Below are 23,260 nucleotides of genomic sequence, written 5' to 3'. Positions count from 1 at the left end.
AGCAGGACTACTACATTGTCAGGAACAGGTGAGACGAATTCATGAGCAGCATACCGAATTTAACCTTACATACGGATAAGTATCAGATTAACATGATGTACGCCCACTGGAAAAACGGTTCCCACCGCCAGAAAGCGGTATTCGAAGCGTTCTTCCGGAAGCTTCCTTTCGGAAACGGATACGCGGTCTTTGCGGGTTTGCAGCGTCTCATCGACTATGTACACTATCTTAAGTTCGACGAGCCGGCTCTGCGCTATTTGAGCGAGCAGGAAGAGAATTACGACGAAGGATTTCTGGAAGAATTAAAAGCGTTCCATTTCGGCGGGTCGATCTACTCGATGGAGGAGGGAACGCTCGTTTTCGCGAACGAGCCGCTCGTACGGGTTGAAGGCACGATTTTCGAAACCCAGCTGATCGAAACGGCGCTGCTTAATTTTATCAACTACCAAACGCTGATTGCGACGAAGGCTTCCCGCATTAAAAACGTGTCTCCGGCCGACACGTTCCTGGAATTCGGCACACGGCGCGCCCAGGAAGCGGACGCCGCGGTATGGGGAGCGCGGGCCTCGTATATCGCCGGCTTCGATGCTACCTCCAACGTGCTGGCCGGCATGATGTTCGGCATCCCTTCCAAAGGGACCCACGCCCATTCTTGGGTGCAGGGTCACGCTACGGAGCAGGAAGCGTTCGATACATTCGCCGAGGCGCTGCCGAATCAGGTGACGCTGCTTGTGGACACGTATCATACGCTGAAAAGCGGCGTGCCGCATGCGATCCAAACGGCAAAGAAGATGGAAGAGCAGGGGAAACGGATGCAGGCGATCCGTCTGGACAGCGGCGACCTGGCTTATCTGTCCATCAAAGCCCGCAAAATGCTCGACGAAGCGGGTCTGGAGTACGTGAAAATCGTGGCGTCCAACGACCTCGACGAGAACACGATTTTGAACTTGAAGGCGCAGGGAGCCCGGATCGACACGTGGGGAGTAGGCACCCAGCTAATCACCGCGGCCGACCAGCCTTCGCTCGGCGGCGTCTACAAGCTTGTGGCGATCGAAGAAAACGGCGTCATGGTGCCGAAGATCAAGATCTCCGGTAATCCCGAGAAAGTATCCACGCCGGGCTGGAAGGATGTCTACCGGATTATCGGCTCCGATACGGGCAAAGCTATCGCCGATTACATTGTGCTGCATGACGAGACGGACGTCCAGGAAGGCAGGAAGATCAAGCTTTTCGATCCCGTTCATCCGTATATTTATAAATATGTGGACGAGTATAAGGCGGTCAAGCTGCTGAAACCCGTCTTTGAAGACGGCAAGCAGGTATACGAGGTGCCTTCCCTGGAAGAAATGAGAGCTCATCACCGGAAGCAGCTCGACCAGTTCTGGCCGGAATATCTCCGCAAGCTGAACCCGGAGAAGTATGCGGTCGATCTCAGCACCAAGACGTGGGAAATGAAAATGAAGATGATTGAAAACTTCAATTTCGGCTGATTGATCAAAAGCCCCGTACCGGGGGACGAGTGTTTCGTCCTTCGGATACGGGGCTGCTTTTTGCATAATCGGCTAATTTGGAAATAGAGAAAGCGGGGCCTTCTGTCCGGTCAAACCGTTTCGTGCTGCTCCGGAATGCGTTTGTGCACAATGAGGCCGATGACGACCATAACCAGAAGGGAACCGAGCGCAACCCGGCTGGCCAAGGTGCCCTGATCCTGGAGCAGGAAGGTGATCGTCCCGTACAGAACCGGTCCCACAATCGAGGACACTTTGCCGGAGAAGGCGAAGAGGCCGAAGAATTGGCCGCGTTTGTCCGGGGGCGAGAGCTCCACGATCAAGGTGCGCGAGGTCACCCACATGGACCCCATGGAAATCCCGTAGATGACGCCGGCCGCCCAGAACATAGGCTCGTTGACGGCTGTCGTTCCCAGGCCGATGGCGACGATCAGCAGCAGGGCGACATAGACGACCGCGCGCTTGGCCCCGTATTTCCGGGTCAGGTAGCCGAAGACGAAGGAACCGAATATGCTCGAAACGGTCGCTACGAGATACAAAATGAGGAACCTGACAGTTGAAAAGCCGACCACGGTTTTGGCGTACACGGCCATCACGGAGATGGCGGTCTGCAGGGCATCATTGAAGAAGAAGTAGGCCACCATGAACAGGAAAATAGGCCGATATTTCTTCATTTCTTTGAAGGTGGCCGCGATTTCCTTGTAGCCGCTTAAAAATCCCGTCTGCCCGCCGGAACGGGGTGCGGGAGCCGCCTCTTTGTAGAAGAGCATAAGCGGTAGCGCAAAAAGCAGGTAAAGCAGCGCGCTGGGCAGGAAGGTCTGCTCATACTGCTGTCCGCTTGCCAGCGGGTACACGGAGAGCCCGATCAGGGTACCGATATACCCGAGCGCGACGCCGAACCCCGAGATGAGGGGGATTTCCCTGGAATTTCCCAGATCGGAAATCATCGCATCATAGAACACGACCGACGAGCTGAAAAAGAACTTGGCGATGACGAAAAAGAACAGGACGCCCGCCACGGCAAGGGGAAGCCCCAAAAACGAGGCGCTGCTTTGCCAGTTGGCCGATAATGCCATGAGCAGCGTAAATCCGATCGCGAGCAGCGTGAACGGGACCATAAGGCCTTTCTTGCGGCCGGTACGGTCCATCCAGACGCCGTACAGCGGACTGAGCAGGACGATGAGCAGACCCGAGAGGGCGTTGGTATACGTAATGAACGTGCTGGCCACCTGATCCATCCGCGCATCGCCGCCGATTACCTGGGTCAAGTAAAACGGGAAGAACAACGTGACGATGTTGGAGGAGAAAATCGTGTTGGCCAAATCGTTTAATCCCCAGGAGAGAACGGGCCTGGACAGAAAAAGCTTGCGTCCTTTCGCAGGGAGGGGCGCCGGTGTGACCGGGTTCGTTTGAGACATGAGGCACCTTCCTTTTCACGGGTTAAAAAATGTTAAGCACTGTATTTAATCGGATTTTTTTCTTGTACACACTTATTCGCCCGGCTTTACCGGAATTCCTCTCCTTTTACCTAATATTTGCAATCGCTTTCTGGAAGGTGCAAGAAATAAGGTACAATAAGGAGAAACCTTTCGAAATTCTGGGGCCGCGAAAGGCCGGGTTTGTATTTATTTCAATTCAGGGAGGGCTCAAAATGAGCGATCTGCCATCGAATGAAAACCATACGGAAAATCTCCGTCGTCTGATTGACGAAAGCGAGCGCATCGTGTTCTTCGGCGGTGCCGGTACTTCCACGGAAAGCGGGATTCCCGATTTCCGCTCTTCAAGCGGCTTGTACAACAGCGGGGCGGAGTACGACTATCCGCCGGAAGTGATGCTGAGCCGTAGCTTTTTTATCCGCGAGCCGGAGAAGTTCTACGCCTTCTACAGGGGCGAGATGCTTCACCCGGCGGCCAGGCCGAACCCGGCCCATCTGGCGCTTGCGGAACTGGAGCGAAGCGGCAAGCTTACCGCCGTCATTACGCAGAATATCGACGGACTCCATCAGCTTGCCGGAAGCAAGCGCGTTCTGGAGCTGCACGGCTCTGTGCTCCGGAACAAATGCCTCTCCTGCGGCGAAGGCTACGGACTGGATGCGGTCATGGAAAGCATCGAGACGGTACCCCGCTGCACGGTGTGCGGAGGCATCATCAAGCCGGACGTCGTCCTCTACGAGGAAGGGCTGGATGCGCATGTGCTGGGCGAAGCGGCGGCTCAAATCGCCGCGGCCGATTTGTTGATCGTCGGCGGCACCTCGCTGACGGTTCAGCCCGCCGCAGGCATGGTAGGCCGGTTCCACGGAGGCCGTCTGGCCCTGATCAACCTGGACCCGACTCCATACGATTCGCATGCTTCCTGTATTATCCGGGAGCCGATCGGAAAAGTGCTGGCGCCTTTTGCGGAAAAAAGGGCTTAAACGGTTTTTTCGAGAAGAGAAGGACTGATTCGGGAAGGAATCCGGCGGGTCCGGCGGCGAATTTTATTCGACAGAGCGGACGCTGGTTGGCGGTTGAACCAGACGGGACCGGATTACAATGTCAAAGGAGACATGACAGCATGAGACGCGGTCTGGATATAGCAGGATACGCTTTTTCCCGGTTGGGTAAGCGGGGGAGTTTAACGGAAGGCGCGGGCAAGCGGAAAGCGCAATCGGATGTTGCAAGAGCGGAGATTTTGAATGAGGGTGGCGGCCGAAAGGACCTTTGGCCGAATGGCGTGTACGCCGGAGCCAAAGGAGCTTTGCGTACGGGAGCGGCCGCGCTGCTGATCGGCGGCATCCTGTTCGCGGCGGGCCCTGCCCGTCAAGCTCTTGCCGACGATGCGGTCACAAGCGGCAGCAGGCAGGTAAGCGCCGGCGGGAAAAGCTTCGCCGTCAAATGGGTGCGCGTCGATGTGACGGACCCTTATCTCGAGGTTGTGCCCGTTTCGGCATCGCGCGGCATCGGGTACGACGAGAGCTTCTCGTCCATGATCGCCAGGACGGGAGCGGTCGCCGCGGTGAACGGGACTTTTTTCAACGCGTATGAAAAAGACGCCTCGATCCGTTACCCGAACGGCCTTATGCTGAAAGACGGGGAGCTGTTGCATTCCGGGGAGAACCAGTCCCTGATAGTCGATGCGGACAAGACGGTGGATATCCGGAAGCTGAAAATGTCCTATACGATTACGGCGACTCACGGCGGCAAGGATTATACGTTTTCTCCGTGGGGGACCAATAAGGATTACGGCGATTCCCAGCCCGACCAGGTCGTCTGGTTTACGCCCGAATACAAAGCCGCCGTCAGCAAAAGCGGAACGACGAAGGTGGTGGTGCGGGACGGCGTCATCACGGCCATTACAGGCGATGCCGTGTACGTACCGTACGACGGGTACGTTTGTCTGATCGGTAACAGCTCGAACAACAAGAGCAACCTGCTTCCGCACCTCCATGTGGGCGACACCGTCACAACGAAGCTGGAAGTGACGGAGAACGGCCAGCGCGTTCAAGGAGCGGAGCTGTGGCAGAGCGCCACGGGGGTCGGGCCCAAGCTCGTGACCGGCGGCAAGGTGGATATCGACCCTGCCCGGGACGGCTTCACCGATCCGAAAATCACGAAGCAGGCCGCTATGCGCAGCTTTGTGGGCGCGGATGCTCAGGGCAGACTCGTCATGGGGACGGTTAACGGCGCAACGATGAACGATCTCGCGCAGATCGCGCTCTCGATGGGCTTGACCGATGCCATGAACTTGGACGGCGGGGCCAGTTCGGGGCTGTACGCCAACGGAAGCATGCTGACGGCCCCCGGACGGGCTCTGAGCAACGCGCTTGTGGTGAAGAGACACGCGACCCCGCAGGTGCAGGTTGCGGTGAACGGCCAACTGTCCGCGGGCTTCAAAGGTTTTGTCGGCGGAGAGACGACGATGGTCCCCATGCGCCCTTTGCTGAACGCGATGAATACCGAATACAAGTGGGACAACGCGGCGCATTCCCTGACCTTGAAGAAGGGGGACGTCGAGATGGTCATGACCGTCGGCAGCTATTATATCCGCGTCAACGGCACGGATTACTGGGTGCCTGCGGCGCCGCAACTGTTGGATAATTATTTGTATGTCCCATTGCGTTTCACGGCCGAGAAGATCGGGGCGGAGGTCAAGTGGGATCAGAGGTTGTACCGGGCCGACATTGTGCTTCCCTGAATCTTTTACGTCCCTGCCGCCAGGCAGGGGCTTTTCTTTATGTCTCACGCGTGCAATCTCCCGGCATTTTCGCTTGCGCGGCAGCTCCGGGGGCCCGGGAGGCGCCGCATGACGCTGGTAACTGTATGCTGACGGGGAGGCGTCCGCGCAGCGTATGCATCCGTAGGCGAGCAGGCAGCGTATGCGCACCGGCAGACGTCCATATGCGTCCGCGCAGCGTAGGCGCATCGGAAGGCGCCCCATAGGCGAACAGGCAACGTATGCGCATCGGCAGACGTCCGTAGGCGAGCAGGTAGCGTATGCGCATCGGAAGGCGCCCCATAGGCGAGCAGGTAGCGTATGCGCATCGGCAGGCATCCGTAGGCGAGCAGGCAGCGTATGCGCATCGGCAGGCGTCCATAGGTGAGCAGGCAGTGTATGCGCATCCGGCAGGCGTCCATAGGCGCACCTCCGCCCGCACACCAAAAAAGCCGGCCAGGCATCCGGACTCTTCGTGAGTCCGGTGCCGGCCGGCTTAAGCCGCGTTACCAGGCGCGCGTGTACTGCTTCGGGGCAAATGCGGGCTCGACTCCGAGCTCGCGCGCTGCCGTGCGGGGCCAGTACGGGTCTCTCAGCAGCTCGCGGCCGATGAAGATGAGATCGGCCTGTCCGCGCTCGAGAATATCCTCGGCCTGCTTGCCGCCCGTAATGAGGCCCACCGCCCCTGTCGGAATGACGGCCGTGTTCTTGATCTGGTCGGCCAGGGATACCTGATAGCCCGGGTAGACGTCGATCTTGGCGGGAACGACGCCGCCGGAGGAGCAGTCGATCAGATCGACGCCCTGCTCCTTCATGAGGGAGGCGAAGAACGCGTAGTCCTGTATGCTGTTCCCGTTCGGGTCGTACTCATCCGCCGAGACGCGGACGAACAGCGGGCCGTCCCACTGCTCCTTGACGGCGTTGATGATTTCCTGCAGGAAGCGGTAGCGGTTCTGTCTGCTTCCCCCGTATTCATCCGTCCGGTGATTGGACAGGGGCGAGAGGAATTCGTTGATAAGGTAGCCGTGAGCGCCGTGAATTTCAATCACGTCGAACCCGGCGGCTTTCGCTCTCCGGGCCGCGTCGGCAAACGCCCGGACGGTCTGGGAAATCTGCTCCGGCGTCATTTCTTCCGGCGTCTTGCCGCCTGGAAAAGGGATGGCGGACGGAGCGACGATAGGCCCGTCCAGCTCCGCTTTGCGTCCGGCGTGCGCGATCTGGATGCCCGCCTTCGATCCGTGGCTGCGGATCAGCCCGACCAGCTCGCGCAGCCCCTCGACGTGGCCGTCGCTCCAGATGCCCAGATCCTGCGGAGAGATGCGTCCCTGCTCCGTCACGGCGGAGGCTTCCAGGATGAGGAGGCCGGTGCCGCCGACCGCTCTGGAAGAATAATGGGTCCGGTGCCAGTCGGTCACTTTGCCGTCCCGGTTTTCGCAGGAATACATGCACATCGGCGACATGACGATCCGGTTGGGAAGGGTAACGTTCCGGATAGTAAACGGTTCGAACAATTTCATGGAAAATCCCGCCTTTCCGACAAATTTATGTACGCTGCTCGTTCCATTATACTCCTCACCGCATGCTCCGATCAAAAAAAAGCGGGGACTAGCCTCCGGAAATGCGGTGCAGAAAACGCCGAGTCCGCTCATGGGACGGCGAGTCCAGCACCTTCGCCGGAGAGCCTTCCTCGACGATGACCCCGCCGTCCACGAATACGATGCGGTCGGCCACGTCGCGGGCGAACTTCATCTCGTGGGTGACGATGACCATGGTCATTCCTTCGCGCGCGAGCTGCCGGATGACCTCGAGGACATCTCCCACGAGCTCCGGATCAAGCGCCGAGGTCGGCTCGTCGAACAGTAGGACGAGCGGGTTCATCGCCATGGCGCGGGCGATCCCGACACGCTGCTGCTGGCCCCCGGACAGCTGGTGGGGGTACAGCCCGGCTTTATCGGCAAGCCCGACCTTGGCGAGCAGTTCCTGCGCCCTGTCCCGCGCTTCGGCGGCTCGCTTCCCCTGCACCGTGACGGGCCCCTCCATGACGTTGGCCAGTGCTGTCATGTGGGGGAACAGTTCGTACGACTGGAACACCATGCCCGTCTGCCTGCGCAGGGTCAGGATGTCCTGGGAGGACGGCTTCCTGCCGCCGGTAAAGTCCAGCCCGGCATCGCCGATCCGAAGCGATCCGGCGTCCGGCACTTCCAGGAGATTGATGCAGCGGAGGAGTGTCGTTTTGCCGGAACCCGACGGCCCGATGACGACGACAGTCTCGCCACGGGCGACGTTCAGGCTGATGCAGCGAAGCACTTCCTGGGACTGAAACTGTTTTTTCAGGTGGGAGAGTTCGATCATAAGAGCCTCCTATCTGGCGGCGTAACGGTCGAAGCGCCGTTCCATCAGCCGCTGGGCATACGTGAGTACCGTGCTGAACAGCAAATACAGAAGAGCCGCCTCGCAGTAGAGCAGCATGGGCTCGTAATACACTGCCGTCCTCTGCTGGGCAATCTGGAACAGCTCCGTCAGCGTAATCGTAGCCGCAAGCGACGAGTCCTTCACCAGAGAGATGAAGGAATTGGACAACGGGGGGACCGAAACCCTTGCGGCCTGGGGCAGAACAATCCGGCGCAGAGCCTGCCTGCGGGTCATCCCGATGGAATAGGCGGCTTCCCACTGTCCCCGTGAAATGGACAAAATGGCGGCGCGGATGATTTCGGAGTTATAGGCGCCCACACTCAGCGTAAAAGCCAGCACGGCGGCCGGGAACGCATCAATGGTCCAGCCCAGGCTGGGCAGGCCGTAATAGATGATGAACAACTGCACGAGGAGCGGGGTCCCCCGGATGATCCAGACATAAAAAGCGGCGATACCCGCCAAGAGCCTCCAGCGCGAAAGTCTCGCCAAGGCTGTCGCGAACGCGAGGGCCAGACCGAGCGCAAAGGAGATCAGCGTCAAGGTGACCGTGTACTGCAGTCCCGCTTTCAGCATCGGCCAAAGCGATTCCATAAAAATTTGAAGCAGCCGTTCGCTGCGCTCGGACATACGATTTCAACCCCGTTTCGTCAAGTGCTTGTTACTTGGACACGTCCGTTCCGAACCATTTGTTCGAAATGTTCAGGTAGGTGCCGTCCTGTTTCATGGAAGCCAGCGCTTCGTTGACGGCTTTAACCAGATCGTTGTTGTTTTTGTTAAAAAGGAAAGCGCTCCGGGACGCTTCCGTCGTTTCCGCGACGACTTTGATCGGCGCATCGGGCTTCTGCTTTTTGAAGTCGAGGTAGGACAGGTTATCGTTGATGGTCGCATCGATACGTTTGGAAATAAGGAGCTCGATCGCCTGGTTGAACCCTTCGATCGCGACGATTTCCGCGCCGTTCTTCTTGGCGATATCCGCGAGGTTGCTGGTGAGCGACTGCCCGGATTTTTTGCCTTTCAGGTCCTCTAGTTTCGTAATATCCTTGTTGTCTTCGCGCACGATAAGAACGGCTTTGGAGACGATGTACGGATCGGAGAAATCGTACTTTTCTTTGCGGTCCTCGCGGATGGACACCTCGTTGGCTACCAGGTCGAAGCGCTTGGCATCCAGCCCGGCGAGCATGCCGTTCCAGTTCGTTTCCTGAAACTCCGCCTGGACGCCGAGTCTTTTCGCCACTTCTTCCGCGAGTTCCACGTCGAATCCCGTCAGTTTGCCGGATTTATCGTGGAATGTGAAAGGAGCGTAGGTGCCTTCCGTGCCGATGCGGATTTTTCCGGCGGATTTGACCGCGTCCAGTGTGCCCGCTCCGGCGGAAGGAGTGGCGGCGCCGGGCGAGGGCGAAGGAGACGGCGCGGGGGTAGCGGTTTTGCCGCACCCGGCGAGCAGCAGGGTACAGGCGAATACGGCGGTCAGAGCGATGCCGCTTTTGCGGAAAGATTTCATTTGTCTATGCCTCCAGTATCTTGTTATATTTTGTATAGGTTTCCTTAACCGCTCGGAATTATGAATGAGATTCCCAAAAGTTTTCGTCACGGAGGTTGCATCATGAAAGGGTTGAAGCCGTTTTTTTCGTTACGGACATCGGATTTATCGTGTACTGGCTGGTTACGTTTTTCCATCTGCTCCCGGACAGCGCATTGTTCAAAGATTACGACAATCCCGTTATCGTCGCCTGGAACTGGTCCTTCTTTCCCCTGGATCTTCTTATTTCGTTTACGGGGCTGTTCAGTATCTATCTTCAGAGGAACAAAAGGGCGGCATGGCGAAGCTGGGCGCTCGTTTCCCTGGTCTTGACCTTCTGCTCGGGTTTGCAGGCGATCGCATTCTGGGGATTCAGCGGCGATTTCGACGCGGCCTGGTGGGCCTTCAACTTGTATTTAATGATCTATCCGCTGTTCTTCCTGCGTCACTTTATCGCGCGGGAGCCGTCTTCGACGTAAGGATGCAAGGGAAAAGCGTTTTTTTGCTATCGATAGAAGTTTATCTCATGGGTTATCGTCCGCGGCCGGAGCTTCCGGAAGCGTACCGGGCTGTGCTTGCGCATATTTAGACCGCTTAGAGATGGTTGTCTCTAATTCATACGTCCAAGCAGGAGGACCGCAGCGGCGAATAAATAGAGAAAGCGATCAAAAATTTCTTGAAATAATTTGATGAATATGGAATTAATACCTGTTAATAATCTTTCTCGTGTCCCGTAAGATGACTTTTCCGTGTATCCGATTTAGAGACAAATTATCGTATCTATAAGACGATTTAAAGACCTTGTCTTTATATAATCCGGCATGAAATACTGGTACTATCTTGGGAAGCAGAAAGGGAGACCTGTATGAAAACCGTTCAAGAACTGGAAGCGAAACTGGCGCAGCCCTCTGAGGCGCTTATCAACGATATGGCCAATCTGGAGGGAGATATTATGCTCCTCGGGATCGGGGGTAAGATGGGACCGAGCCTGGCGAGACTGGCGATGAACGCCATTAAAGAAGCGGGTGTGGACAAAAAAGTATACGGGGCTTCCCGGTTCTCATCCGGCGGTCTGCGGGAAGAGCTTGAAGGAGACGGGGTCAAGACGTTTGCAGTGGACCTTCTTGACGACGAACAGCTCCGGGGACTGCCGGACGTGAAAAATATCATCTACATGGCGGGCAACAAATTCGGAACGACAGGCAACGAGCATTTTACGTGGGCGATGAATTCGTATTTGCCGGGACGCGTAGCCGAGAAGTACCGGGATTCGAGAATCGTCGTGTTTTCAACGGGGAACGTGTATCCGATTACGCCGGTTCACCAAGGGGGCGCCACGGAGAGCACACCGCCCGCATCCGTCGGGGAATACGGTCAGTCCAGTCTGGGACGGGAGCGGGTGTTCACGTACTTTTCGCACAAATATAACATTCCGATGGCGATCTACCGGTTGAATTACGCCATTGATATGCGCTATGGAGTGCTGCTCGAAATCGCCAAGTCCGTCAAAGCGGGCAAGCCGATCGACATTACGATGGGGCATGCGAACGTGATCTGGCAGGGAGACGCGAACGAAATTGCCATCCGCTGTCTGAATCATTGCAGCACGCCGCCTGCGGTGTTTAACGTCACGGGGCCTGAGACGCTTTCGCTGCGCTGGGTCGCTAATGAATTCGGCAGCAGGCTCGGAGTCGAGCCGATCTTCGAAGGCAGCGAGTCGGATACGGCGCTGCTGAGCAATTCATCGAAGGCAAGCCAGACGTTCGGCTACCCGAAAGTGTCCGTTCTGCAAATGATCGACTGGATTGCGGAGTGGGTGGAGGCGGACGGCCATACGTGGAACAAACCGACCCATTTCCAGGAGAGAGAGGGGAAATTCTGATCATGGCAGCCCGTAAAAACTTAAGTCCCGACATGCTGGCCGCGCTGCATGACGGCGTGGCGATTCCGGCCCATCCTCTCGCGCTCGACGAGAACAGGCAGTTCGATGAAAAGCGCCAGCGGGCGCTGACCCGCTACTATATCGCATCGGGAGCGGGGGGGATCGCCGTGGGCGTCCACTCCACCCAGTTCGAGATCCGAGACGAGGAGGTCGGACTGCTGGAGCCGGTTTTGCGCCTTGCGGCCGAGGAAGTGGAGAAAGCGGACCTCCGGCGTCCTTTTTTCAAAATCGCGGGAATCTGCGGCCCCACGGAGCAAGCGGTCCGGGAAGCGGAGCTGGCCGTAAAGCTCGGCTATGATATCGGATTACTGAGCATGGGCGGCTTAACAGGATACGACGAAGCTCAAATTCTGGAGCGGACCCACGCTGTCGCCGAGGTTATTCCGGTGTTCGGGTTTTACCTCCAGCCTTCGGTCGGCGGACGGATTTTCAGCTTCGATTTCTGGAGGCAGTTCGCGGACATTCCGGGCGTCGTGGCGATCAAAATGGCGCCGTTCAACCGCTACCAGACGATTGACGTCGTCCGGGCCGTCTGCTGCTCGGAGCGCCGGGACGAGATTGCGCTCTATACGGGCAACGACGACAACATTGTCACGGATTTGCTGACGACTTACCGGTTTCAGGCGAACGGACAGACGGTAGAGAAAAAAATCGTCGGCGGCTTGCTGGGGCACTGGGCCGTCTGGACGCATAAAGCGGTGGAACTGCTGGAAGCGGTCAAAAAAGTCAGAGACAACCGCGATATTCCGGCGGAATGGCTGACTCGGAACCTTGAGGTCACGGACGCGAACGCGGCGTTTTTCGATCCCGCGCATCATTTCGAGGGCTGCATTCCGGGCATCCACGAAGTGCTGCGCAGGCAGGGCCTTCTGCAGGGCCGCTGGTGCCTCAACCCGAACGAAGAGCTCTCTCCGGGACAAATGGAGGAAATCGACCGCGTTTACCGGGATTATCCCCATTTGAACGACGACGCGTTCGTGAAGGCGCACCTCAGTGAGTGGCTCGCGGACTAATCGGTGGAAGCCGGGGGCGAACCGGCCGCCCGCAGACCAGGCTGGGCACCCATAGGCCAGGGAAACCGCCTGTAGCAACGGCAAGATGTGATTCCACTTCCAAACTGCCTTTTAACGACAAGCAATCCTAGTCTATACAGCGGCGTTTATGGAACTCGTGAGTATGCGGGTGCATCCAAGCCAAGTTTCCGCAAGCTGTCTGTTGGCCGTTTCGGCTCATTCCGCCCTTTATTGCGCCGTTCTTCCGGCAGTCTGCCGACAGTTCTGCCATAAGTTTTGCCACCAGCTAAACCCCGCCTTGAAAAATGTGCGGCCCGTTACAAGATCCGGCAGTTGAATAGAGACGAGAATCGCAATAGAATAGGAATTAGGTGCTGGTCAATTAATTTGGCGGGATCAGCCCGGCCGAGCGGAAAGGCGTGTAAACGCTGCCGCCCTGCTAAAATGATTAGGACAGGGAGGAATACTGGGTGCGGTTCAAAGATGTTTTTTCGATTATCGGTCCTTCGATGATCGGCCCATCGAGCTCCCATACGGCCGGAGCCATCCGTCTCGGGCGGGTGGCCAGGCAGCTATTCGGTCAGCAGCCGGACAAAGCCGAGCTGACTTTTTACGGGTCTTTTGCCGATACGTACCGCGGCCACGGGACAGACTTGGCGATTGTCGGCGGCCTGCTGGACTATGAGACAGACAACAGCCGGATTCCGGATTCACTGGAGGATGCGGAAGCGGCGGGGGTCGAAATCGTTTTTCATACGAGCAAAGGGCTGACCGTTCATCCGAATACAGCGAAAATCGTTCTCTATGCCGGCGGCCAGGAAATGAGCATGGTCGGCGCATCGATAGGCGGAGGCAATATCGAAATTCTAGGGATTAACCAATTCGATCTCAAGTTCACGGGAGAATTTCCGACGCTGGTCGTTTCTCATCATGACCGGCCCGGAATGATCGCCGACATTACCGCTATTTTGCAGAAACACCATGTCAATATCGGGTATATGGATCTGGACCGCAAAGGCCGCAACGGCGACGCCATGACGGTGATTGAAGCGGATTCCGTGATTACGGATGACCTGATCGGGGAGATTTTGCAGCTGAGCGAGGTAGACGGAGTGAAGATCGTGGATCTGAAGGAAAGAGGGCAATCATGAGATTTCGGACGCTGAAAGAACTGGCGGATATTTGCACGGCCGAGAATAAGTCGATTTCCGAGTTTATGCTGGAGGAACAGGCGAAGGAATCCGGCCGCAGCACGGAGCAGGAATTCGGGAAAATGGCCGATTACTACAAGATCATGAAGGAAGCGGTGCAAAAAGGACTCACCGAGGACACGACGTCCCGCAGCGGACTGACCGGCATGGACGCCCAGCGTGTCATGAGCTATATGTCCGGCTCCGTTCCGTCCGTGGGCGAAGAAGCGTGCCGGGCGATGGCCTACGCGCTTGCGGTGTCCGAAGTGAACGCGTCCATGGGCCGCATCATCGCGACACCGACCGCAGGCTCCTGCGGCATCATCCCCGGCGTGTTCGTCAGCGCCCAGCAGCGGTTCGGCTGGGATGACGACCACCTCGTGACGGGACTGTTCAGCGCCGGAGCCATCGGCTACATCATCGCGAACAACTCGTTCGTGTCCGGCGCCGAGGGAGGCTGCCAGGCCGAGGTCGGTTCCGCCATCGGCATGGCGGCCGGCGCGATGGTCGAGCTGCGCGGCGGAACGCCCGCGCAGGCGGTGCACGCCGTCGGCCTGGCGCTGAAAAACACGCTCGGGCTCATCTGCGATCCCGTCGGCGGCCTCGTGGAGATTCCGTGTATCGTCCGCAACGGCTTCGGCGCCGTCAATGCGCTGGCCGCAGCGGACATGGCCCTTGCGGGCGTGCGCAGCGCGATTCCGTCCGACGAAGTCATCCAGGTGATGTACGAGGCCGGGTCCGCTATGCCCGAGAAGTACAGGGAAACGGCCAAGGGCGGTTTGGCCCAAACGCCGACGGGCAAAAAAATGATGCAGGAGCTGAAGCTCAGCCGCAAACGTACTTAAGAGGTTGTGAGCCGGGCGCAAGTCCTGTTTCAATACATGCTCCTCCAGGGCATGGAGCCGTCTCTGCCTACAGGGGATGAAAACAGTACACCTCGCGCATGGCGGACCACTGCAATGCAGGGTCTCACCGTGCGCTGGAAGCTCGCATGGTACAACACAGACGCGTCCGGACTGCCGGGCGTGTCTTTTTTTGCGGATGGGAGTTGGGCAGAGCAGAGGAAGTCTTGGGACGGACGAAGCGTGCTTAACCATTGCCCAGGACTTCTCACCGCGGGCACCGCACAGCTCCCGGCGCGTCGTGTGGCGCCGCAATACGGCGGTCACCTGCACCGGAACTGTGCGCGATGCGCCGCAAGACAGCGTCACACGCACCGGAACCGCGTGCGATGCGTCGCAGTACACAGCAGGCTTGTTTTAAAGAGAGAAAGGAGATCGGTCGCGCGCTGAAGAATTTTTATACATACAACCAAGCTGGGAGGCTGAAACGTTATGGAATTTACCCTGGACCGTTTTCATGGCTGTCTGGCAGGTCTCGCCGCGGGCGATGCGCTGGGGACGGCGGTGGAATTCAGCAGACCGGGAACGTTCGAACCCCTTCGCGATATGGTCGGCGGCGGTGTTTTTGGTCTTCGGCCTGGCCAGTGGACCGACGATACGTCGATGGCGCTTTGTCTGGCCGAAAGCCTGCTGGAAACGGACGGCTTCGATCCCGCCGATCAGATGAGCCGCTACGTAAGCTGGTTCAGAGAGGGGTATATGAGCAGCACGGGCACGTGCTTCGACATCGGAAACGCGACGCGGGAAGCGCTGCTGCTCTTCGAGCGTACCGGAGAGCCTTTCAGCGGCTCGAACGACCCGTATTCCGCGGGCAACGGCTCCATCATGAGGCTGGCTCCCGTGCCGATGTTCTATGCCGCCGATCCGGCGGCGGCCGTCCGCTTCGCGGTGCAGAGCTCCCGCACGACGCACGGCACGGCGGAGTGCCTGCAGGCCTGCGGGCTGCTCGCCTGCTATCTCCTCGCGGGCCTGCGCGGCTGGAGTAAGGCGGAGCTTCTTGCGCCGGATGCTTACCGCGAATGGATGGGGGCGGCGGGGCTGGAGCTGTCCGACGGCCTCGCCGAGATCCTTGCGGGTTCTTACCGACGCAAGGAGCCTCCGGCGATTAAAGGCTCCGGCTATGTCGTCCAGTCGCTGGAAGCCGCATTGTGGGCTTTCGACAAGTCCTCAAACTTCGAGGACGGGGCGCTGCTGGCCGTCAATCTGGGCGACGACGCCGACACGACGGGAGCCGTTTACGGGCAGATTGCCGGGGCTTATTACGGCTATGACGGCATACCGGAACCGTGGCGGGAGAAGCTGGCGATGCGCGGGAAGATCGAGAAGACGGCGCGGAAGCTGCTTGACTTGCAGCGTGCTTAACGCTTGTTTAATAATGTGTGTTGTCAGAATTAATGCGAATTTTTTCAAAATTTCAGAAAATCATTTTTCAATATTGATGATAAATATATAAATATTCATAACTAAATATAAAGTGGTATAAAGGAAAATGGTGATGATAGAACTATATGGACACTAAAAAAAATATTGAAAATATCAGCCTATTAAAAGAGAAACTGTCTGATTGGCATAAATTGAGTGATGAAGAGCTGTTTCTTGCTGTAAAAGAGTTTGAGAAAACGCCCAGGTTAGAGGTTTCAATTTATTATCAAGATTTATTTAATGATCCGAAGTTTTCTAAAACCCTTCTTGATATCTATAATAAGCATAAGGATAATACTAAACTTGTAGTTCTGCTTGTTTCAGCAATTGGGAATATGATTCAGAGATATGATCTTCCGGAAACTAAGGAAATTTACGAATTCATGCTGGAAAATTGTGACAAAAGTAAGATAGGACCTTATGTCGCAATATTCCTGTCTAGATTGAAGCATTTTGAAAATTACGATAAAAAATGGGCATATTTTATGAATATTAAAAAAATGTCACCCAAAAAAGTAGCCGAAAGTTCTTTTGAAACTATAATGGATTTGTATTTAGAAAAAATTCCGGAACCATATAAAAATGAGGCTATAGAATATTTTAATAAAAAAGTAGAAGAGTCTAACAATGAATACGGTAAACAATACTATCAGGATATCATTAATAAAATCAAGAGTTAATCAGGGTTTGCTGAATGCTCGGAAAACCACTAAAAACCGCGTTACAACAAGGGATTTAAAAGAGACGCTCAGTTTTTCAACTCCTATGAGGAAGTGTTTTAAAATGAAAATATTCAGTACGGCACCGGAAGGAAATGAATTGGCACAATATGTTGGAGTAGATTATATTAAGTTTTCTATTTCGACAATTGAGAGCGTAACTGATTGGATGAAAAAAAATGATAATATGGCTCAACCACTTCTGGCAAATATCGATTTATTGTTAATGATTTCACATAAATATACGACAGATGCTAATTTGTTGTTAGAAAAAAGAAAAATACAAGAATGGAAACAGGTTTTTAATGATTGGTTTGCACGTTGTGAAAGCAAAATACCTGCTAAATATAGAGAGGGTATAAAAGAAAATGGCGATGAACTTTTCAAGGAGTTAGAACAATATGGACACTAATAATTTTGAAGAAACTATTAAACCCTTCTTCTGGGTAACCCATGAAAGTAGCTTTTCTGTATGTTTGAACGCAGGAAGTTATAAACCGGAAATTTTTGAAACAAGAGAAGATGAAGGCTTTGAGGGAAATGGTTATGATTGGGGATCTTTAGCACAAGTTTTTTTAGATGAAAGAAAACCGCATCTGGCAGAAGATATCGGATTTGATCCTGAAGCGGGAATGTTTTGTGCCTATTCTTCAAATCCTGAAAGCTTAAAAGAATTTATTGTAGACTTTAAAAAAGCCTGTGAAGATGAGGCTGTAATAAAGGATTTATTTTCAAGAGCAGAATTGGATTAATACTTATCTAAAATTAAGGGGGCCCTAATTTCTCAATAAATATGACACCACACATTATAAGTAAGCGGCTTCGGGAGAACTTGGAGCGTCGCACCGATATCCATCGAAGCGATAAGCTGAAAAAAGAAGCCCTCAGCGGCTTCTTTTTTCATTTTCCGGCGTGCGAAAAGAATAGGGCAAACGTGCAAAATTTTCCTCTAACTTGAACCGGATTCTGCTATACTAGAAGTCTTGAAACTACACGGGAGGCTGTATGTTTTTATGTGGAATTCGATTGGCATGTTAAGTTTGCTCGGTTGTGTCGTTTTGTTCGTATGGGCCGTTGTCGCCGTTATCCGGAAAAACGGAAAAGCCAAAAAGATTTTTATGGGGTCCGGGGCCTGTTTCGTGCTGATGATTGTGGGCGCGGTAAATGCGGGACCCGAGAAGCCTCTGAACGTGCCGGTGTCAACGCCTGCCGGTGCCAAAGCGCCGTCTGCGGACCAGACCTCCGTTGTCGCACCTGAGCAGGGGACGCAGCAGGGCGGGGCATCTGCCGACGAAAACCGGGAAGAAGATGCCGATACGGACACCACGGTCATCGTACCGTATAAGTCGGCTAAGCCGACCGTAACGCCGAGACCAACCTTGACACCCAAGCCGACGGCAAAAGTATCGCCTTCACCGTCCGCTTCCCCGACGGTTAAACCCGCGGCAACGAACACGTCAAAACCGACGGCGTCGCCAACGGCAAAACCGGGAACCACGCTGTCGCCCAAGCCGACCGCAACTCCATCGCCTAAGCCTGGGGTTTCCGCTTCTCCGAAACCCGCGGCAACACAGAAACCGACGCCGAAGCCGACATCCAAGCCGGAGACCGCCACCGCCAAGCCGACCCCGACGCCGGCGGCTAAACCGTCTACACCTTCGCCGCCTTCCACGCCGAAACCGACTCCGAAAACGTCGAAGGGATGAGGGCGGGAGTTCTCTCTTTTATAGAAGGAGTTTTTAATCTGTTTTTCGTATGAATGATCGGTAATATTGGGTGTTTTTTGAACTATCGTTTCCCATTTGCACAGTGGTATAATTATCGATAGTACAAATCTAATAGAGTGGGGCGATAATTAGAATGGAAACCGGCGATAAAGTAACAATAACGGTAGAAGCTACCGTTCATGCTCCCGTTGAAAAAGTGTGGGAATATTGGACAGAACCACAGCATATAACGAAATGGTCTTTTGCTTCTGATGACTGGCATGCCCCGAAAGCCGAAAATGATTTAAGGGCTGGCGGAAAATTTCTCACAAGAATGGAAGCGAAAGATGGAAGTTTTGGATTTGAATTCGGTGGAGAATATGATGAAGTCAGAATAAATGAATTGATTTCTTACACTCTTGGAGATGGAAGAAAGGTTACGATCACGTTTATTGATCAAGAAAACAACACGAAGGTAATTGAAGCTTTTGAAGCGGAAGCCGCCAATTCCGTTGAGATGCAGAAAGCAGGATGGCAGGCGATTTTAGATAATTTTAAAAAGTATAGTGAATCTGTTTAAAGAAAATCGTTCAAAGCGAGAGCCGGGTCACAGCTCGAAGTTAGATCGTGATGGTGACGGAATCGCTTGTCAGAAATAGAAGAAAGGGTCCTCAATTGAGGGCCCTTTTTTTAATGCTTTCTATTATGAATCTAGCTCGCTCTCTTCTTCTATATCCTCCCTAATCAGGGTATCAAGAAATTGAGTTTCCGTTAGTTTACCGTTATAAAAAGCACGGGCATTTTCTGTAGTTCCTGCTATGGATTGATTAAGCATATCGGCGAAAATAAAATCAGTAGTTCCCAGAGTGATTGCTTGCTTTGCTATTTCTTTGACTGCCTCATTATATTCATTTTCATTCCCCATAAAGAATACACCCTCATAAATAGCAATGAATTCCGTGTGGCCGGATCCATCCGTATGGTAATCAACCGAATGAATATTGTAGTTCTTTAAATGCCTCGCTATCTCATCCAGGCTTTTAAAAGTCGGCGATGATTCTATTTCCGCGGTATAAGTATTCTGATCCCACTTCACTTCTGCTCCCAGCGCCTCAGAAACAGCTCTCACAGGAAGCATGGTGGTCCCGTCCAAATTGATACCAGGTACTTCGCTTTTGACCTCATTGCCGTTAACCGTGACCTTGACGATGGCATTTCCTTTGTAAACTCCATTAATGCTTGAAGCAGATACGACCCCTGCGAACACACTAAACGCAGCGACAAGCATGATAATTTTCTTTTTCATCTTCTATCTCCATTCTAAATATAGGTACAACCCTCATTTAAGCATATTTTTCCAGTGTGGGAAATGGGGGGATTTTGTCGAATAAAAGTGAAGAAACGAGCTTCCAACTAACTGTAATCTGTGCATAAGTATCGAGAACCTGATACATCTATGCTCAATCCAGCGGATTCCCGGACAACTCCTTCCAATAGACAAGGAAGGGAACGAATTCACTTTGAATAGTTCATCGCTGTTCATTCCTTGAATCCCCCCACCAAATCCGCCCGTACAGGCACAATTAGGCACCTGCCCTCATACAATGAGAAGACCGCAGCCGTTAATCCATGGTTGGTACGGGAATTGGAGCAGGAGGTGTCCTCTTTGCCAGGATTGTTTAGCGCCATTGCCTTTTTTATCAAAGAACTGACACTGCTGGTATCGTATGTCAAAAACAACGCGTTCCCGCAGCCCCTCACCGAGGCGGAAGAAAGCAAGTATCTGCAAAAAATGGCGGAAGGCGATGCCCATGCCCGCAATTTGCTCATCGAACATAATCTTCGGCTTGTTGCACATATCGTCAAGAAGTTTGACAACACCGGCGAGGATCTGGAAGACCTCATTTCGATCGGAACGATCGGCCTCATCAAAGCGATCGAAAGCTTTTCTCCGACCAAAGGGACCAAGCTGGCGACTTTCGCGGCGCGCTGTATAGAGAATGAAATCCTGATGCACCTTCGTTCTCTGAAAAAGACCCGGAAAGACGTTTCTCTACACGATCCGATAGGAACCGACAAAGAGGGCAACGAAATCACATTGATCGATATCCTCGGTACGGAAGCGGACGACGTCGTCGACAAGGTGCAGCTGAAGATCGAGAAAAGCAAGATTTACCGCAACCTCGATATTTTGGACGAACGTGAAAAAGAAGTGGTGGTCGGACGTTTCGGGCTGGAGCACGGCGGTGAAGAGCGGACCCAGCGCGAAATCGCGAAGGAATTGGGCATATCACGGAGCTACGTGTCACGCATCGAGAAGCGTGCGCTGATGAAGCTGTATCATGAGTTTTACAAAGCGAAGCGGTAGCAGGAACTTATCCTCAAAAAAATTCCCCCCTCAATATGAGGGTTTTTTTATTTCGATTTCTTTATCCTTTTCGACAAAATAGGCCCGTACTCAAGGAACGCAAAATATGCTTGAATGAACGGGTAAGCAAATTTCAGGAAAAGAGCGGATCGAAATATGGAGCCTTATGTCAGAGAATTAAAAGTCAACAATGAAAGAGAGGTTTATGAGGGCGATTATGGGGGAGCGGGGATATCGGGATTTGGCGGCTGGTTGATTGTGTTTTCGATCGGGTTAATTCTTACGTTTATTTCCGCCGTCTACAGCTTAGTCGATTACCTCTGGCCTATGTACGAGTCGGGCGAAGCGGCCGCTTATTTCAGCGATTATCCCGCACTGGGGACGGCCATCTTGGTGGAGACGGTTTCGCATCTGTTTTACGCGGTAGTTCCGGTCGTTCTGGGCTATTTATGTTACAAACGGAAGCGGCTTTTCAAAACGATGTCCATCATTTTTTTGCTGGTGAGCCTGGCGCTTTCGGGCCTTGCTTATCTCGCTTACTCATTCGTCTCCGAAGCGGCTCCCGATTTTATGGACGGGGCTTTGAGAGATTTAATAAAGACTGGGATTACCTGTGTGATATGGACTTTGTATTTTATTAAATCGGAGCGTGTGAGAAATACGTATACCGCTTAAGGTCTAACGTGTTTACCCAAGATTTGTCCTACCTTAACTAAAACCCTTGACAGTTGGTGTCAGGGGTTTTTCCTTGTTCTTGAGTCAGGTAATTCGTGCACAAAAGTAATCTTGGTCCCCATAACCATTCCACAAATTTCAGCTCTCTTACAGGAGGGAAATGGTAATTATAGTAGAAAAGTATAAGTGATCCAATTCCTTGTTTCTATTTTGAAACGGGATTCAAGACGGGAGGCATGAGCAGTGTCAGGTTCACTCAAGCTTTTATCGTGGAACATTGAAAAATTCGGGGAGGACAAGATGAACGACACGTCGTTTGTCGAGTACGTCGCCCGGGTCATTCAAATGACCGAATCGGATGTCGTCGGAATTATGGAGCTGGTCGGCTGGCTCGGCAACGAAATCAAGGACACGCTCGTCACCTGCCTCAACAACCTGGAGAAGAAAAAGAACAACGGCAAGGGCAGCGGCATCACCTGGACCGGAGAAGCGAGTGAAATGACGCCGGCGCGCCCCAATGAGCAGTATGTGTTTCTATGGAAAAGCGGCCTGTTCAGCAGGCAGGCAAGCCTGCTATGGAACGTCGTCGGCGAGACCATGTTCGACACGTATTTCAAAACGTACAAAGTGAGCAAAAGCGATCAGGAGTTGTTTTGGAAAAGCCTGTTCAAGAACGGATGGCTCGATGCGGCCTTTATGATTCCTTACAAAAAGTTCGAGCTGATGCTAAAAAATTACAAACTGCTGGATTTGACGAAGAAAGCCCCCACGATTGCCTTGACCGACGCCCAGAAAAAGGACATCGTCGATCTGCTCCTGGCCGAATCGCCGGAAGCGTTCCCGCTTCGCGGTTCCCGCCCGCCTTTCGTACTGCGCGCCCTGACGAGCGGAACGAATGTCGACCTCACCCTCGTTCTTTACCATGCACCCGGACCCGGAGACAGCCTGCCGATTATCGCCAGCAACCAATTGAATCCTACCGTCGAGAATGCGGCTGTCGGCGTCATTATGGGCGATTTTAACGTGAACGCGACGGACGCGGCCAAACAATGGGCGCTCAATTATTTTGACATGAGCCTCGGCAGACTCCAATATGTACGCGATGCCCAGAACGCCTACATCTATGCGCATCCTTTTCAGCGCATTACCGGCCCCGATTTCCCCAAACCCGCCAGCGATCCGGCCTTGTCAACCGTACTCAATTACGGAAAAAGGCTGTGGAACAGCAAAACGAGTCTCACTTCAATCCTTGTGAATCCCTCCACCACCGTTGCAAGTCCCACGAATATCGAAAGTGTGCTGTCCAGCGAGTACGATAAATTTTTCGTAAAAGCCCCCAAAGCCGATCCTTCGGCGGCCTTTGTGGTCAATCTGATGGATGCCATGATCCCTAAAAGCGTACAAATCGGCGTTCAGCCCGGCGGTACTCCCATTATGGAGACGCGGTCTACAACGACTGCTTCCTATTCCCCCGAACTGGGAAGTCTGGCCCAAACGATTTACAACAACTGGTGGGACCGGCAAAATGCGAAGCAACGCAAATCGAAAGCGGTTACCGATATGCTTAATGCCGCGCCTAAGCTGGCGGGACCGCCGTCTTCCTTGTTTGAAGCCCATTATGTGTACCATTATGCCATCAGCGATCATTTACCGATCCGGATGGAGCTTCAATATGTATAAGGCTGGCAGGAAG

At 53.9% G+C, this 23,260-nt stretch carries 23 protein-coding genes and 1 pseudogene; 18 read left to right on the top strand and 6 right to left on the bottom strand.

The annotated features are described in order from the left end of the window. Positions 1-41: 41 nt before the first annotated feature. Entirely contained in the window at positions 42-1,490 is a 1,449-nt protein-coding gene (locus tag HMPREF1207_RS05825) for a nicotinate phosphoribosyltransferase (protein WP_009673305.1), read from the top strand. 110 nt (positions 1,491-1,600) lie between these two features. Here the strand turns inward: HMPREF1207_RS05825 and HMPREF1207_RS05820 are convergent, their stop codons facing one another. Next, positions 1,601-2,926, bottom strand: coding sequence for an MFS transporter (locus tag HMPREF1207_RS05820; RefSeq protein ID WP_009673317.1), 1,326 nt, complete (start codon positions 2,924-2,926; stop codon positions 1,601-1,603). 233 nt (positions 2,927-3,159) lie between these two features. On the opposite strand from HMPREF1207_RS05820, the gene HMPREF1207_RS05815 reads away from it, so the two are divergent. Continuing rightward, positions 3,160-3,921 (top strand): NAD-dependent protein deacylase, encoded by a 762-nt coding sequence (locus HMPREF1207_RS05815; protein WP_016423501.1) that lies wholly within the window; start codon positions 3,160-3,162, stop codon positions 3,919-3,921. Between the two features lie 140 nt (positions 3,922-4,061). Continuing rightward, positions 4,062-5,681 (top strand): phosphodiester glycosidase family protein, encoded by a 1,620-nt coding sequence (locus tag HMPREF1207_RS05810; protein ID WP_016423500.1) that lies wholly within the window; start codon positions 4,062-4,064, stop codon positions 5,679-5,681. Between the two features lie 524 nt (positions 5,682-6,205). On the opposite strand, the gene namA is transcribed toward HMPREF1207_RS05810, so the two are convergent. The 4 genes from namA to HMPREF1207_RS05790 form a co-directional block, all read right to left on the bottom strand. Then, a complete protein-coding gene (namA, locus tag HMPREF1207_RS05805) occupies positions 6,206-7,216 on the bottom strand; it encodes an NADPH dehydrogenase NamA (protein ID WP_009673300.1) in 1,011 nt (336 codons plus the stop codon). Positions 7,217-7,304: 88 nt separating this feature from the next. After that, positions 7,305-8,051 (bottom strand): amino acid ABC transporter ATP-binding protein, encoded by a 747-nt coding sequence (locus HMPREF1207_RS05800; protein WP_009673329.1) that lies wholly within the window; start codon positions 8,049-8,051, stop codon positions 7,305-7,307. A 9-nt stretch (positions 8,052-8,060) separates the two neighbouring features. Continuing rightward, complete coding sequence (locus HMPREF1207_RS05795) at positions 8,061-8,738, bottom strand: amino acid ABC transporter permease (protein WP_009673347.1); 678 nt, start codon at positions 8,736-8,738, stop codon at positions 8,061-8,063. Positions 8,739-8,769: 31 nt separating this feature from the next. Continuing rightward, complete coding sequence (locus tag HMPREF1207_RS05790) at positions 8,770-9,612, bottom strand: amino acid ABC transporter substrate-binding protein (protein ID WP_009673312.1); 843 nt, start codon at positions 9,610-9,612, stop codon at positions 8,770-8,772. 102 nt (positions 9,613-9,714) lie between these two features. Between HMPREF1207_RS05790 and HMPREF1207_RS05785 the strand changes: the two are divergent. From HMPREF1207_RS05785 to HMPREF1207_RS30710, 12 genes and pseudogenes are all read left to right on the top strand, one after another. After that, positions 9,715-10,109 (top strand): annotated as a pseudogene (locus HMPREF1207_RS05785) (YvaD family protein). A gap of 386 nt (positions 10,110-10,495) precedes the next feature. Next, complete coding sequence (locus HMPREF1207_RS05780; protein WP_009673340.1) at positions 10,496-11,512, top strand: NAD-dependent epimerase/dehydratase family protein; 1,017 nt, start codon at positions 10,496-10,498, stop codon at positions 11,510-11,512. Between the two features lie 2 nt (positions 11,513-11,514). After that, positions 11,515-12,585 (top strand): dihydrodipicolinate synthase family protein, encoded by a 1,071-nt coding sequence (locus HMPREF1207_RS05775; RefSeq protein ID WP_009673301.1) that lies wholly within the window; start codon positions 11,515-11,517, stop codon positions 12,583-12,585. Positions 12,586-13,055: 470 nt separating this feature from the next. Further along, positions 13,056-13,736: an L-serine ammonia-lyase, iron-sulfur-dependent subunit beta gene (gene sdaAB, locus HMPREF1207_RS05770; RefSeq protein ID WP_009673333.1), complete on the top strand. Its 681-nt coding sequence runs from the start codon at positions 13,056-13,058 to the stop codon at positions 13,734-13,736. After that, positions 13,733-14,620: an L-serine ammonia-lyase, iron-sulfur-dependent, subunit alpha gene (gene sdaAA, locus HMPREF1207_RS05765; protein WP_009673351.1), complete on the top strand. Its 888-nt coding sequence runs from the start codon at positions 13,733-13,735 to the stop codon at positions 14,618-14,620. Before sdaAB ends, sdaAA begins: the two co-directional genes overlap by 4 nt. Positions 14,621-15,109: 489 nt before the next feature. After that, positions 15,110-16,039 carry an ADP-ribosylglycohydrolase family protein gene (locus HMPREF1207_RS05760; RefSeq protein WP_009673321.1) on the top strand — a complete coding sequence of 310 codons (930 nt, stop codon included), beginning with the start codon at positions 15,110-15,112 and terminating at the stop codon, positions 16,037-16,039. A gap of 146 nt (positions 16,040-16,185) precedes the next feature. Next, positions 16,186-16,779 (top strand): hypothetical protein, encoded by a 594-nt coding sequence (locus HMPREF1207_RS05755; RefSeq protein WP_009673306.1) that lies wholly within the window; start codon positions 16,186-16,188, stop codon positions 16,777-16,779. A gap of 103 nt (positions 16,780-16,882) precedes the next feature. Beyond that, positions 16,883-17,230 (top strand): hypothetical protein, encoded by a 348-nt coding sequence (locus HMPREF1207_RS05750; RefSeq protein WP_009673334.1) that lies wholly within the window; start codon positions 16,883-16,885, stop codon positions 17,228-17,230. Continuing rightward, a complete protein-coding gene (locus HMPREF1207_RS05745) occupies positions 17,220-17,570 on the top strand; it encodes an immunity 51 family protein (RefSeq protein ID WP_009673332.1) in 351 nt (116 codons plus the stop codon). Before HMPREF1207_RS05750 ends, HMPREF1207_RS05745 begins: the two co-directional genes overlap by 11 nt. A 261-nt stretch (positions 17,571-17,831) precedes the next feature. After that, entirely contained in the window at positions 17,832-18,524 is a 693-nt protein-coding gene (locus HMPREF1207_RS05740; protein ID WP_009673350.1) for a hypothetical protein, read from the top strand. Between the two features lie 154 nt (positions 18,525-18,678). Continuing rightward, a complete protein-coding gene (locus HMPREF1207_RS05735) occupies positions 18,679-19,104 on the top strand; it encodes an SRPBCC family protein (RefSeq protein ID WP_009673315.1) in 426 nt (141 codons plus the stop codon). Then, a complete protein-coding gene (locus HMPREF1207_RS30710) occupies positions 19,091-19,183 on the top strand; it encodes an excalibur calcium-binding domain-containing protein (RefSeq protein WP_170318645.1) in 93 nt (30 codons plus the stop codon). Before HMPREF1207_RS05735 ends, HMPREF1207_RS30710 begins: the two co-directional genes overlap by 14 nt. 44 nt (positions 19,184-19,227) lie before the next feature. Here HMPREF1207_RS30710 and HMPREF1207_RS05730 read toward each other — a convergent pair whose 3' ends face one another. Then, positions 19,228-19,830 carry a copper amine oxidase N-terminal domain-containing protein gene (locus tag HMPREF1207_RS05730; RefSeq protein WP_009673314.1) on the bottom strand — a complete coding sequence of 201 codons (603 nt, stop codon included), beginning with the start codon at positions 19,828-19,830 and terminating at the stop codon, positions 19,228-19,230. A 360-nt stretch (positions 19,831-20,190) separates the two neighbouring features. On the opposite strand from HMPREF1207_RS05730, the gene sigK reads away from it, so the two are divergent. The 3 genes from sigK to HMPREF1207_RS05715 all read left to right on the top strand — a co-directional run bounded on the left by sigK (position 20,191) and on the right by HMPREF1207_RS05715 (position 23,247). Beyond that, positions 20,191-20,892, top strand: a complete 702-nt coding sequence (sigK, locus tag HMPREF1207_RS05725; protein ID WP_009673339.1) for an RNA polymerase sporulation sigma factor SigK — start codon at positions 20,191-20,193, stop codon at positions 20,890-20,892. A 156-nt stretch (positions 20,893-21,048) separates the two neighbouring features. Beyond that, positions 21,049-21,567 (top strand): DUF2569 domain-containing protein, encoded by a 519-nt coding sequence (locus HMPREF1207_RS05720; protein WP_009673324.1) that lies wholly within the window; start codon positions 21,049-21,051, stop codon positions 21,565-21,567. Positions 21,568-21,810: 243 nt separating this feature from the next. Further along, a complete protein-coding gene (locus HMPREF1207_RS05715) occupies positions 21,811-23,247 on the top strand; it encodes a hypothetical protein (protein ID WP_009673297.1) in 1,437 nt (478 codons plus the stop codon). Positions 23,248-23,260: the final 13 nt, after the last annotated feature.

The sequence above is a fragment of the Paenibacillus sp. HGH0039 genome (assembly GCF_000411255.1).
In the GTDB taxonomy this organism is placed as follows: Bacteria; Bacillota; Bacilli; order Paenibacillales; family NBRC-103111; genus Paenibacillus_F.
The sequence above is the reverse complement of the archived record's forward strand: the minus strand, read 5'-3'. Positions and strand labels throughout refer to the sequence as shown.